At 50.1% G+C, this 13,258-nt stretch carries 14 protein-coding genes; 4 read left to right on the plus strand and 10 right to left on the minus strand.

Features of this window, described 5'->3' with window-relative positions:
• The first annotated feature begins 2 nt into the window (after positions 1-2).
• Positions 3-1,184, plus strand: coding sequence for an acetylornithine deacetylase (argE, locus tag V6Z81_03815; protein ID MEG9861615.1), 1,182 nt, complete (start codon positions 3-5; stop codon positions 1,182-1,184).
• A gap of 7 nt (positions 1,185-1,191) precedes the next feature.
• On the opposite strand, the gene argF is transcribed toward argE, so the two are convergent.
• The 6 genes from argF to V6Z81_03845 form a co-directional block, all read right to left on the minus strand.
• Positions 1,192-2,130, minus strand: coding sequence for an ornithine carbamoyltransferase (gene argF, locus V6Z81_03820; protein ID MEG9861616.1), 939 nt, complete (start codon positions 2,128-2,130; stop codon positions 1,192-1,194).
• A gap of 31 nt (positions 2,131-2,161) precedes the next feature.
• Entirely contained in the window at positions 2,162-3,346 is a 1,185-nt protein-coding gene (locus tag V6Z81_03825; protein MEG9861617.1) for an aspartate aminotransferase family protein, read from the minus strand.
• 122 nt (positions 3,347-3,468) lie between these two features.
• Positions 3,469-4,290, minus strand: a complete 822-nt coding sequence (locus V6Z81_03830) for an ABC transporter permease (GenBank protein MEG9861618.1) — start codon at positions 4,288-4,290, stop codon at positions 3,469-3,471.
• Between the two features lie 81 nt (positions 4,291-4,371).
• Positions 4,372-6,591 (minus strand): molybdopterin cofactor-binding domain-containing protein, encoded by a 2,220-nt coding sequence (locus tag V6Z81_03835; GenBank protein MEG9861619.1) that lies wholly within the window; start codon positions 6,589-6,591, stop codon positions 4,372-4,374.
• A gap of 1 nt (position 6,592) precedes the next feature.
• The gene (locus V6Z81_03840) at positions 6,593-7,069 is read right to left on the minus strand and encodes a (2Fe-2S)-binding protein (protein MEG9861620.1); all 477 of its coding nucleotides are present in this window, start codon (positions 7,067-7,069) and stop codon (positions 6,593-6,595) included.
• Positions 7,070-7,173: 104 nt separating this feature from the next.
• Entirely contained in the window at positions 7,174-8,235 is a 1,062-nt protein-coding gene (locus V6Z81_03845) for a hypothetical protein (protein MEG9861621.1), read from the minus strand.
• A gap of 132 nt (positions 8,236-8,367) precedes the next feature.
• Here V6Z81_03845 and V6Z81_03850 point away from each other — a divergent pair, with 132 nt between their 5' ends.
• Together V6Z81_03850 and V6Z81_03855 are read left to right on the plus strand one after the other, a co-directional pair.
• Positions 8,368-8,976, plus strand: a complete 609-nt coding sequence (locus V6Z81_03850; protein ID MEG9861622.1) for a glutathione S-transferase family protein — start codon at positions 8,368-8,370, stop codon at positions 8,974-8,976.
• Between the two features lie 199 nt (positions 8,977-9,175).
• Positions 9,176-9,427 carry a hypothetical protein gene (locus V6Z81_03855; GenBank protein ID MEG9861623.1) on the plus strand — a complete coding sequence of 84 codons (252 nt, stop codon included), beginning with the start codon at positions 9,176-9,178 and terminating at the stop codon, positions 9,425-9,427.
• A gap of 60 nt (positions 9,428-9,487) precedes the next feature.
• On the opposite strand, the gene V6Z81_03860 is transcribed toward V6Z81_03855, so the two are convergent.
• From V6Z81_03860 to V6Z81_03875, 4 genes are all read right to left on the minus strand, one after another.
• Entirely contained in the window at positions 9,488-10,474 is a 987-nt protein-coding gene (locus tag V6Z81_03860; protein ID MEG9861624.1) for an ABC transporter substrate-binding protein, read from the minus strand.
• Between the two features lie 132 nt (positions 10,475-10,606).
• On the minus strand, positions 10,607-11,503 hold the full coding sequence (locus V6Z81_03865; protein MEG9861625.1) for an ankyrin repeat domain-containing protein: 897 nt from the start codon (positions 11,501-11,503) through the stop codon (positions 10,607-10,609).
• Between the two features lie 59 nt (positions 11,504-11,562).
• The gene (locus V6Z81_03870) at positions 11,563-12,033 is read right to left on the minus strand and encodes an ankyrin repeat domain-containing protein (protein MEG9861626.1); all 471 of its coding nucleotides are present in this window, start codon (positions 12,031-12,033) and stop codon (positions 11,563-11,565) included.
• Between the two features lie 205 nt (positions 12,034-12,238).
• Positions 12,239-12,448, minus strand: coding sequence for a hypothetical protein (locus tag V6Z81_03875; GenBank protein MEG9861627.1), 210 nt, complete (start codon positions 12,446-12,448; stop codon positions 12,239-12,241).
• 197 nt (positions 12,449-12,645) lie between these two features.
• Here V6Z81_03875 and V6Z81_03880 point away from each other — a divergent pair.
• Positions 12,646-13,258 (plus strand): hypothetical protein (locus V6Z81_03880; GenBank protein ID MEG9861628.1); only part of this gene is annotated, 613 nt, incomplete at its 3' end.

Consider the following 13,258-nt stretch of genomic DNA (forward strand, 5'->3'; position numbering starts at 1 on the left):
CAATGAGTGCCCCTTCATACAGCACCCGTGAAATGATTGACCGCCTGGTCAGTTTTGATACCACCAGCCGAAACTCTAATCTGGCTCTCATTGATTTTGCCGCCAACTATCTTGAGAGCCATGGTGTGACGAGCGTTCAGGTGACCAGCGATGATGGCAACAAAGCCAATCTGTTTGCCACCCTTAAGTCCGATGGAACCCATGACCCCAAACAGGGCGGGGTCGTTCTGTCAGGTCACACGGACGTAGTGCCGGTGGACGGTCAACCGTGGACGACGGACCCGTTCACGGTAACGGAAAAAGATAACCGGCTTTATGGGCGCGGAGTGTGTGATATGAAATCTTTTCTGGCGGTTGCCCTTGCCGCCGTGCCCCGGTTTGTTACAGGAGATCTTCAGCGCCCTGTTCATTTAGCCTTGTCTTATGATGAGGAGGTAGGCTGTCTCGGTGCTCCGCGTCTTGTGCAATGGATGGCCGATGAGGGCATCCGCCCCGCTTTGGTAGTGGTAGGAGAGCCGAGCACCATGCGTGTCGTTACGACTCACAAGGGCATTCGCACCTTTCGTGTTGAGATTACGGGACGGGAGGCTCATTCAAGCGCATCCGGCGACGGGGTGAATGCTATTACGATAGCCGCCCGCCTTATTGACTTTCTCAATAATGTGGCCCGTGAGATGTGTGAGAAAGATGCGCAGGATGACCGCTTTACCCCCCCTCATAGCACCATCAACATTGGATCCATTGAGGGAGGAACTGCGGTTAATATCATTGCACGCCGGTGCACTTTTTCGTGGGAATACCGGCCACTACCGGTCATGGCAGACCCCACGCCTGAGGTGCGTCTTGAGCATTTCGTGCGTGATGTCATATTGCCGGAGATGCGCTCTATTGCACCTGAAGCCGATGTTCGAATTATTCCCGACGCTCAGGTACACGCCTTTTTAGGCAAGAACGGCTCCCCTGCTGAAACTTTAGCACTTATGCTAGCCAACCAGAATGAAACCATCGGCGTTTCTTATACCACCGAGGCGGGCCTGTTTCAAAACGCCGCCATGGAAAGTGTCGTATGCGGGCCGGGTGATATTGCACAAGCCCACAAGCCTGATGAGTTTATTGAATTATCCCAGATTGATCTGTGCGAGCAGTTCATGGAGCGCGTTCTGGCTTATGCAACCGGACCCTGATACCCCCTTAAAGCAGGCACCATCTCAAAATAGATTTTTGAACATGAAGGCGGTTTTCAGCCTCATCCCACACAACGGATTGAGGCCCATCTATAACGCTTGCGGTTACTTCTTCACCACGGTGAGCAGGCAGACAATGCATGAAAATTGCCTCTCCACCGGCCGCCGCCATTAAAGATTCATCAACCTGAAAAGGTGTTAACACGGCATGACGCTGAGTTTTCGTGTCTTCCGAGTCGGTCATAGAAACCCACGTATCTGCCACCACACACTCAGCACCGGCTACCGCTTCATAAGGTTCATGGGTAAGTGTCACCTGTCCCCCCGCCGCTTGTGCTTTCTTCAGAACCGCCACATCCGGCGACAATGAAGTCGGACACGCTAACACCAGTTCAAAATTAAACTGCGCCGCTGCATGAATCCAGGATGCCGCCACATTGTTACCATCGCCGACCCAGGCAATTTTGCACCCCTCGATTGGCCCCTTATGTTCTTCAAACGTCATAACATCCGCCATGATCTGACACGGATGACTCCGGTTCGTTAACCCGTTGATAACCGGCACTTCAGCAGAAACCGCCAACTCCTCCAGATTATCATGGCTTGCACTGCGAAACATGATGATATCCACATAGCGCGATAACACTCTCGCCGTATCCGCAAGACTCTCCCCCCGACCCAGATGCATATCCACACCGTTCAACAACAACGTCTCACCCCCTAATTGACGCATGGCAACATCAAAAGAAACCCGCGTACGCGTAGAAGATTTTTCAAAAACCATCGCCAACAAATAATTTTCAAGAGGACGGTCTGTATCAACTTTCACCACACCTTCACTACCCTTGCGATTTTCTTTACGCGCACGAGCATCATCCAGAATAGATCGCAAATCCTCTTTTGCAATGACATCAAGGTCAATAAAATGTCTCGGCTCACCGGTCATATCTTATTCTTTCTTTTCGACTTTCCGGATTCTATGCGCTGTTCTGCGCCTTCAAAACTTTACAGGCTTTTGTCATACGGCTTATGAGTTCCTCAACATGGGACTCGTCAATAATAAGTGGCGGTAACAACCGGACCGTATTATTGGCCGCACCTACCGACAATACTCTCTCATTATAAAGAGCCTGTACCAACCCTACATTTGGACATTGACACCGCAAGCCGAGAAACAATCCCTCACCTTGTATACCCTCTATGATTTCAGGATATTGATCCGATATCATGGCAACGGATTGCCGCAATCTCAAACCGGTGGATACCACCTTTTCTAAAAATCCCGGCTCTAAAAGCACATCAAGCACCGCATTGCCCACCGCCATCGCCAGAGGATTGCCGCCAAAGGTTGAACCATGAGTTCCGGCTGTCATGCCGGAGGCAGCCGCTTCAGTGGCAAGACACGCCCCCATGGGAAAGCCTCCGCCGATACCCTTGGCCGTGGCTACAATATCAGGCTCAATGTCGGCCCATTCATAAGCAAACAATTTTCCCGTACGCCCCATGCCCGATTGCACTTCGTCTACAATCAAAAGCACTCCCCGTTCATCGCACAGGCCACGGATTTTCCGCAGCATATCGGACGGCACAGGACGCACGCCTCCCTCACCCTGAATAGGCTCCAGCAACACTCCGGCCGTAGCCGACGTCATCACAGATTCCAGCGCAGCCATATCGGCAAAGGGAACCTGAACAAAACCAGGCGACACGGGACCAAAACCCTCCAGATAATTCTCACGTCCCGTCGCTGCCAGTGCTGCAAGCGTACGGCCATGAAAGGCATTCTCCAGGGTAATAATTTCAAAACAATCTGCCTTGCCCCGGTGCGTATGATATTTGCGTGCCATTTTTATGGCACACTCAATGGACTCGGAACCGGAATTGGTGAAAAAGACCGTATCTGCAAAACTGGCCGCTACCAACCTTTGCGCCAACTTCTCCTGACCGGAAATGTGATAAAGATTAGACGTATGCCACAGTTTTTGCGCTTGCTCCGTTAAGGTCTTCACCAGATGAGGGTGCGCATGCCCCAGAGAATTCACGGCGACCCCGGAAGCAAAATCCAGAAAGCGGCGACCATCACCCGTTACCAGCCATGGGCCTTCGCCATGGTCGAAAGCGATATCAGTGCGGTTGTAGACGGGAAGAACGGACTCTATCATAAAAATAGCCTAATGTTAGAAACACGTATGGCACACTGTTTCCGGTGATGTGTTGTAGGAATTGCTTGAAAGTAGATAAACTAGGATACAAATATAAATTGTATGGTGGCTCTGTCAAATTGTTATGATTTCAATCGCCATCCTGTTCGGAAAATCCAATGGCACACTGTCCATAGGATAATGTTAAGCCCCCCCAAAAACAATACGCCCGCCAAAAGACTACCGTCGCTATGCCCTGTAAAGCCGTAACGAAACCCGTCAATCATGTAAAAAAACGGATTAACATGGGTAATATTGTAGGCCAGCTCGGGCAGTTGACGAACAGAATAAAACGTACCCGACAAAAACGACAGGGGCACTACAACAAAATTGGTGATAGCCTGCATATGATCGAACTTCTGTGACCAGATGCCGGTTATAATCCCCATCAGAGACATCGTTAAGGATGCATTTACAGCAAAATAGACGACAGCCCACCAATGTTTGACGTCCACCTCTACAAAAAAAGTAATACCCAGACCTGTCATTATAGCCACCAACAGTCCGCGTGTTACCCCACCCAGAGCAAACCCCAGATTAAGTTCACCCGCCGATAAGGGCGGCATAAGAAAATCAACCTCTGTTCCCTGTATTTTGGCAATCAACAAAGATGAGCCTGTATTGGCAAAAGCGTTTTGAATCGTGGCCATCATAATCAGTCCAGGAGCCAGAAAACTGGAAAACGGCACACCTGAAATATCCGGACGCAACCCACCCAGAGCCAAAGAGAAAACGGCCAGAAAGAGTAAAGTAGTGATAACCGGTGCCATAACGGTCTGGGTTAGAATTTTGAAAAACCGTTGTACCTCTTTCAGATACAACGTCCAAAGCCCAAGCCAGTTTACAGCGCCGAAATGCCGCACTCCTTCAGCAGGATATTCTCTGACCCGTGTTATATCCGTCATGGCGCTACTGTATCTTATTCAATGAAGAATTATAAAAACTACCCGCTAACATACGGTTCGTTTTTCTCATAAAAATAGCGTTTAAGCAAACGTGATGTTGTTCAAAGGCAATTCCCGAACACGCACACCGGTAGCCGCAAAAACGGCGTTAGCGACGGCAGGCGCTATAGGAGGCAGGCCCGGCTCACCACCGCCACCCAGAACCACATTATCGCCATTGATAATTTTAACCTCAATATCAGGCATCTCTTCCATGCGGAGTATTTCATAATCATGAAAATTGCTCTGCACAACGGCACCCTCCTCCAGAGAAATCTCTCCGTAAAGCACCGCCGTCAGGCCATACACAATCGCACTCTCCATCTGTGCCTCAAAGCCTGAGGGATTTACTGCAAAACCCGGGTCGGCACAACAATAAACGCGAACAACGCGTGGTGTGCCACCAGACAATTCGACGTCCGCGACCTGCGCCACAATAGTCCCGAAAGAAGGCACCAGAGCAATACCCCGGCCATGACCGGCGGGCAATTTGCGTCCCCAGCCTGACATCTCCGCCACCCCCTCAAGGACCGCTTTATGACGCGGCGATTTGTTCAGCAGAGCCAGACGATACTCAAACGGGTCAACACCCGCTTTATGAGCGAGTTCATCCATAAAAGACTCTTTGAAAAATCCGTGCTGACTTTCATCCACCGAACGCCAATCTCCGAAACGCAAATGCATCGGTACATCCGGCAAGGTCCGTATGCGCTTGTTGGGAATATCATAATAATCAACAAAAGCCGCCTCCGGTGGGGCCTCCTGATGCACATAGACATTATCCCAACTTACCGGACGGCCCGCACTCTCAAGGCCCGCCTTAAACCGGCTCGTTGTGCAGGTGCGGTAATACGCCTTCTGAATATCCTCCTCCCGCGACCATATAACTTTCACAGGATAGTTTACCGCCTGAGCCACCCGCGCACTGATAACCGCATAATCATCTCGCAACCGGCGTCCAAAACTGCCACCCATTTCCATTTGATGAAGGTTTATATTGTCCGCTGCAATGCCGGTAGCATCGGAAACCTCCGATATGGCACGTAGGGGAACCTGCGCACTCGTCCACAAATCACAAACACCATCATGAACCCAGCCCGTACAGTTAACCGGCTCCATGGCCCCATGAGCTAAAAAAGGAACCCGGTATTCCGCTTCAACCGTTGCAGGCGCATTGTCAGAGGCCGAAATGACATCCCCAGCCTCACCGAGAACATCACCGCCTTCGTCTCCCGCTTCACTCAGGGCTTTTTCATAGCGGTCAAACAATCCCTTCTGATCAAGATTATCGTTGGGCGTCTTTGAAAAATCCATCTCGACCGTATCAAGAGCCTGTTGCGCCTGCCAATATCCCTCGGCAATAACAGCGACAAAACCGCCAAAGTTGATTACCTCCAAAACTCCCGGCATTGTTTTAGCTTGCGTGTCATTAACGGATTTAATGGTTGAATCCGGCACGGGCGCGGCGAAAATAGCACCATAGCGCATCGTTTGACCGGGGATGGTGGCATCAATGCCATATTGCGCCGACCCGTTCACCTTCTCATCAAGGTCAACACGGGGCATGGATTTGCCCATAAGTTTGAACTGGTCAGGTGTTTTGAGTTTGGGATGGGTAGGCAAAGACTGCCGAGAGGCGGCGTCTGCAAATACCGCATAGGCCGCCGACCTGCCGGACCCGTCATGCAACAATGTGCTGTTTGCGGTTCGTATGTCACCTGCCGGTACATTCCATGCCTCGGCGGCAGCCGCTATAAGCATCTCACGTGCGGCAGCGCCTGCAACCCGCATTCCTCTTTGCCCCGTCGCCCGTACCGACGAACTTCCTCCCGTTGCATAACCACCCGCTAACTTGGAAACCTGCGTCAGAATGCCATCAAGGGTCGGGTCAAGCCATGGCGGCGCATCCAGAGTGCCCGGTGCAAAAAACAAGCGCACCATGTGTTGAGAAACATAATCGCCGGTTGTCGGAGCTTCCATGACGGCAATTTTATCCCAATCGGCATCCATCTCGTCCGCCAGCATCTGCACAAGAGACGTACGAACTCCCTGCCCCATTTCCGTGTGGGGAATAATCGCCGTTACCACATTATCAGCATCAATTTTAACCCAACTGTTAATGAGGTTTTCGCCCTGACCTCCGGCCACCAGAGGCTTTAACTCATCTACCGGATTGCCCGGACGCAAAGCGACCCCTACCACAAAAGCGCCACCCGCCAATAGTCCTGACCCGATAACCGCCCTGCGCGTCCATTTTGCCATGTCAGGCGCTCCCCCCACCGGCGGCTTTTTTGATGGCCTTACGGATGCGGCTATACGTCCCGCAACGGCATATATTGCCGGACATGGCATCATCAATATCGTCATCTGTAGGGTTAGGGTTTTCCCGCAACAGCGCCACCGCCGACATGATCTGCCCTGATTGACAATAGCCACACTGAGGCACTTGTTCGTCTATCCATGCTTGCTGGATTTTGGATAGTTTTTCCTGCCCTCCGGCATCTCTGGTGGCAATTCCCTCAATGGTGGTGATAGCCCCCCCATCAGCCGCCCCGATGGGAACGGAACATGACCGGACAGGCTGCCCGTTAAGATGCACCGTACACGCTCCGCATTGCGCAATGCCGCATCCGAACTTGGTACCCGTCAGGCCTAGCTGCTCGCGCACAACCCAGAGGATTGGTGTTGCATCATCAACATCAAGCACGTGGGAATCACCGTTGATTGTAACGCTAACCAAAGTTTTGCCTTCGCTTCGTTTTAATCATTACTAAATCTTCTTATAAAACTATTGTGACAACTCCCCTCTTTTGAGTCAAGACAGACGACCATCCTCATGACGCCCTACTTTTCCGGAAGAGCATTAATTCTCCAGATTAACTGATTTTTTATCTGTTCAACGTCGACCTCCATGAACGTCCGGTGCGAGGCTACGGCTCCGCGCCAAAGTTCTATCCAACACGCCAGCAGAATATCGCACACCTCTCCCTCAAGACCACGCACAATACGAAGACCACTATGGTGAATAACGGCACTACCGGCATCGGCGCCGGATGCCAGTTCAGCCTCATCTCCCATACCCGCAAACATGGCAATCAAAAACCGGGCCGCATCATCCGCACCGCCATCAACTCCCCCTACGGCCTCCGCCATAAAGGCATAATATTGCAAGCCCGTAAGCCGCGCGGCAAGACTTGCCAGTTCGCGGGTACGCTCCGGACCCAAAACCGTAATAAGTGCAGACAGGCCATTACGAATATAATCCATGGCATAGTTGCGGTTGGCTTTGGACAATCGTTCGGGCGGCCACCCGGCCTCCGGTGGCCTGGGCTGTTTGGCCTCATCATAAGGCGGTGGACGTTCATCAGGTTTAAATTGCAACCGTTCACTTCCATCAAGCACATGGTCATACTCCCTGAAATAACCACACAGTCCAAACTGACCGGTCATATCTTCCGATACACACACAAACCCAAGCCTCGGATTACCCAAAGACGGACCATTTTGCGCATACCACCCTCTTAAAAATCCCCGACTCGTCTCAGGCGGCGCACCGCAAATAACAGCCCCGTCATACATCCAACGCGGATAGCGAAACCTCACCCATGCCTTTCTATCGGACTCCTCCATATATTCCACCGTAACACCCCCCATCCCGTTTGAGAGCACATGATATTGTGCACACGCTACCGCATCCGGAAGCCCTTCCAGATCAAGTTTTTTGAAACCGGATAAAAATTTCTCTTCATGTTGCTGCCGAAACAGATGAAACATCCATTCACCGGTAACTTCCGCCGCCTCCCGTGTAGCCACCATCAACTGCAACCCCAGCAGATATTGATGATGAAGACCCGCCTGTGCTCTAATCCCTCCTGATACGCTTTTATTGTCCTGAACTTGCGTCATAACACCCCTGCCTGTTCCAGGTTACCCGCCTTAACCCCCATATCGTATAAAGGGGGTTTAAATATCCTGCCCGATAGCGCAAAATCCGGCAAGAGGCCAACGATGGCCTCTGTCATTATTACAGGAGGCGTCATGCTCACATTACATTTTGCACCTAATTCCCGTGCGGTCCGTATTCTCTGGCTTCTTGAAGAACTGGAATTGCCTTACAAACTTAACCGGATGGACTTTCATCCCAAAGACCTTAAATCTGACGAACATAGAGCGCGGCATCCTCTTGGACGTATACCGGTTCTGGATGACGGCGATACCTCCATCTACGAGTCGGGGGCTATCACCGAATACATCCTTGAGCGTCACAAAAACGGAGATCTTAAACCTGCCGTTGATGACCCCCGCTTTCCGGAATATCTGCAATGGTTTCATTATTGCGAAGGCATGGTGATGCCACCGATCAATACCATCGTGGTTCACACGCTTTTGCTGCCACCGGAACGTCAGGACGAAACCGTACGCGGTCAGGCTCAGCGTCTGTTGAGCAAAGCACTGGCTCCCGTTGATGAAGCCATTGAGGGACGGGAATATCTGATAGGTGATTTTTCAGCGGTAGACATTATGCTGGGGCACTCTATTCTGATGAGTGACCGCATGGGCTGTGTATCGGACGATATGAAAAACCTTAAGGCCTACACAAAACGTATCAGCGAACGTCCGGCACTGCAGAAAGCTCTGGCGGCATAAGAGAACGTTCGACGCACCCAACCTCATGGGCGTATAGAAAACCGCAAAAAAATAAAGTGGCCAATATTGCGGTAAGCTGGCGGCCATCCGGATACAGTTAAGCCGGTAGCGATGCATTGAACCCCTTTGGGTTCAAACCCCCTGCAGCAGGCAATATTTTGCCACAAATAATCCTCTTGAAAAAAGGAGGATAAAGATTATGAGTTCGATGAAAATTAAACAACTATTTGAGGGAGATTGGGAATTCGTCCAGTCGATCAGGCTACGCGCTTTAAAGCAATCTCCGGGTGTTTTCTTATCCAACTATGATGAGGAAGCACAATACGATACCGCAATCTGGAGAAGCCGACTGAGAGACGATTCCGGTGCAACTTTTGGCCTGTTTGATAATGATAAAATCATTGGCCTGACGGGTATAAAGATTTTGAATACATATACGAACTGGATTTAAGAAAATGAACAGGGTGGATATATCTGATTGGAGTTTTTTCAGCGGTATGGCAATCCGAACTTATTTTAGTGCGGCATCCGTTATTTCATGAGTCCAGGCTCCACGGGGTCTTCCGGTTATCACAGGATCAGAGCCGCCGGCTAGAAGCGCATCGACGGTTCGCCGGTAATCCGCCGGGTCCAGAGCGCCGTTAGAACCTGCTGTGAGTTTGGCGATCTCACCCATCATGCGAACCTGATGCTTTTCGGTTTGGGTTCCGGTTTCATCGTAATCCAGAATGATCAGTGCAGAATCATACGGATTGTCTTCGGTCCATTTCCACCCCTTCATTGAAGCACGGACGAACCGTATCATTTTATCTTTGAATGACCGGTCACCGAGCCTGTCTTCGAGAACATACAAGCCATCCTCAAGAGTTGACACGCCCTGATCTTCATATTTGAAACTTGTCAGTTCATCAGGCGATAACCCTGCGTCAATGACTTGCCAATATTCATTATAAGACATTGTGGAGATACAAGACGCCTGACCATTGAGAATAGGATCTATATTAAAACCCTGTTTTAACACTTCAACACCATCCCCCGAGGCATCTGTCTGAATTCCCAACTTGCTCATCCATGCCAGAAACGGGTACTCATTGCCGGAGAACCACACCCCGAGCGTTTTTCCCCTGAGATCACGCGTGGAGGTTACGCCTGAATCCTTTCTGCACGTTAGCATCATACCCGACGACTTAAAGGGTTGGGCTATATTCACCATAGGTACACCCTTTTCCCGTGCAGCCAGTGCTGCCGGCATCCACTCTACAGCAACATCGGCCCCACCACCTGCCAAAACCTGCGTCGGAGCAATGTCGGGGCCGCCGGGTTTAATCGTGACGTCCAGACCTTCGTCATCATAGTAACCGTTTTTCAGGGCAACGTAATATCCTGCAAACTGCGCCTGAGTAACCCATTTCAGTTGTAATGTTAATTCATCCGCAGCAAAGGCCTGATTGGCGATTAGCCAAAAACCGGTAGCCAGGATCATATTTTTGAGTTTCATTTCATGCTACTTGTCGGTTGATTTGTTGTCGTCAAAAGGGAGTAACCCGTAAGGTCGGCTATTTTTTTGATTTTCCTATTAGGGATACCCTTAAACCTGCCTTTGAGGATGGGACGACAGTGACATGATGGCTCACCATATCTCAAAATTGGCATCGTAAAGACGCCAATAGGCTCTGGTGCCAGAAAGGGAGTCGTTTTCATGGGCATAATCCAAAGCTGTGTCTCCCGATTTGTCCCGCGCCGTGCCATCAGCCCCATGGTCCAGCAACAACTCAACCAGTCTCTGCCGGCCAAGAAATGTTGCCGCATGCAGGGGCGTCCACCATTCTTCGGTGCGGGCACCTATATCAGCCCCACGGTCCAGCCAATATTTCACCCCTAACGGTTTTTCACTATTGAGTACCGCCGTATGCAGGGGTGTCAGTCCATACTTATTGCGGGCACCTATATCGGCCCCACGGTCCAACAACAAATCCACCACCGCCGGCGCATTGTTATAACGTGCCACAAAATGCAGGGGTGTGAAGCCATCTTCATTGCGAACGTTGACCTCTGATTCACCCCCAAGAGCGGACTCTACATCCGCCACAGTGGCTACTTCCCAAAAATTTCTATTCAACAATACATTATTATCATCCGGCAACACGTTATTGTATTGTGCATAGACCAGCCGCCGGTAGGCGTTAGTGCCGATAAGGGATTCGTTTTCTCTGGCATAATTAAAAGGTGTGTTTCCCGATTTGTCCCGCGCCTCACCATTGGCCCCATGGTCCAGCAACAAATCCGCCACTGCCGGCGCATTGCTATAACGTGCCACAAAATGCAGGGGTGTGAGGTCAATTTCATTGCGAACGTTGACATTATCGTACCGGCGGTGAGCGTACTCTACCTTCTCCACAGTGGCCACCTCCCAAAAAGATTTATCCAACAACGCGTTATATTTTTTCTGATCTTGCCCCAGAGGGAAATATATCAAGACAACAAACAAAAACAGACACACCAAAGCGATACTTACATTTGTTTTCATGTCAAATTCCTTGGGTTACATCCCTTAACGGGAACTACTATATCAGAAAGCGCACCTTATCAAGGTTGGGCCTCTTTCAGACGCCGGTAAGCTTCGGTATTTTTGAGAGCCTTGTTGAACTGGGAATAATCAAAAGGGGTCTTCCCCTTTTTGTCCTGTGCCGTTCCTTCGGCTCCACGGTTCAGTAAGACCTCAACCACCGCCGGTGTTTTGTTAAAGCGCGCCGCAACATGCAGGGGCGTTATCCCGTGAACCCCATCGCGGGCCTCTATATCAGCCCCATGGTCCAGTAACAGTTCTATCACCGCCGGTGTTTTGCTAGCTCCTGCGGCCCCGTGCAGGGGTGTTAACCCACCCACTTTGCGGCCGTTGACATCAGCACCCTGGCCGAGAGCGGATTCTACATCCGCCACCGTGGCCATCTTCCAAAATGATATGTCCAGCAACACATTATCTTGCGCCTGAAGGGGGGAATGCAAAATAGAAAATAAAATCAGACACCCAAAAAAGATACTCGCTTTTATCCTCATGTCATATTCCTTGAGTTACGTTCTTCAATGAGATCATCATATTAGATCCCCCTCACATGTTAATACAGGCATTATCGTTAGTACAGATACCCCTGACTTTCGGCTCCACACCGGCAACTCCCGAAGGTGGCCATAGGGATTGTAAAGATAAAGGCGGACCACATAATATGGCCCGCCTTTCTATGGCTAATGTAAACTGATTGACTTATTCCAACTCCTCGATCAAATCGAGATCTTCAATCAGTAAGCCAGTGGACTCCCACCAGTTTTCGATGCTGTTTCCCCAGCTGTCAAACTCACGTCTGAACCCGTCACCAACGTGAGTGGCATGGGCGGAAGTGGTCATAAAAACGACAGGGGTGCTATAAGCAAAAGCCATCACAAGGGCTATTGAAAGCATTGTTAGAGTTTTCATTGTTCTTTCCTTTTATTGTCTTTGGACTGCCGAAGCTGCTTGTAGCAGAACCTTTTTGTATTATTCGCTGACCGGAGGTAACTCCATCAGTATTGATTTCCATTACGGAGAACCGTTGCTTCTTAATCTATCAGATAATCATATAGAATCACATCAAATATGCGCACCCCTCATGTATGGCTAAATGAGGTGACGGAATGATGAACAGAGTTCGCCTCCAGCCCAACGAGCGGGTCTCCATCAATGGCGAGCCATATCAAATTATTTCCGTGTCAGAACTAAATAAGGTACGTGTTGCACATATAACTCATGGTGCTGAACGCGACGTCTCCCCAGGTGAACTAGATCCTTATACGGATGCGACCTGCAGCAGACATAGGGAGTGGGATCAGTTAACCCCGAAGCAAAAGGAAAAAGCTCTAAAGAAATATGACGCCATAAAACCTCTCCTAAAGCTCAAAGGTAAAAAAGGCATATCAATAGCTGTTGCAAAGCGGGCATCTGAACTCGGGAGAGACGAACGCACCTTGAGGCGTTGGATTTCAGAATACGAAAACCGTCCACAAAGTTCTACATTAGCCGGCAAAACATCACCCGGCGGAGTTCGCAAGAAACAAATAGATTCTAAGATTGAAACGATAATACAATCAGTAATCGAGAAGTACCACGAAACACCCGAGCGTCCAACAATGCGGCAAACACATGAAGAGATTTGCCGTAGATGCTATCAATCTCGTCTGAAACCTCCAAGTTATGGAACTGTCCAAAACCGCATCAATAGCCGCAACCGTTATGAGAGCTTAATGCGGA

This window comes from Parvularculales bacterium (genome assembly GCA_036881865.1).
GTDB lineage: Bacteria > Pseudomonadota > Alphaproteobacteria > JAPOUT01 > JBAJNM01 > JBAJNM01.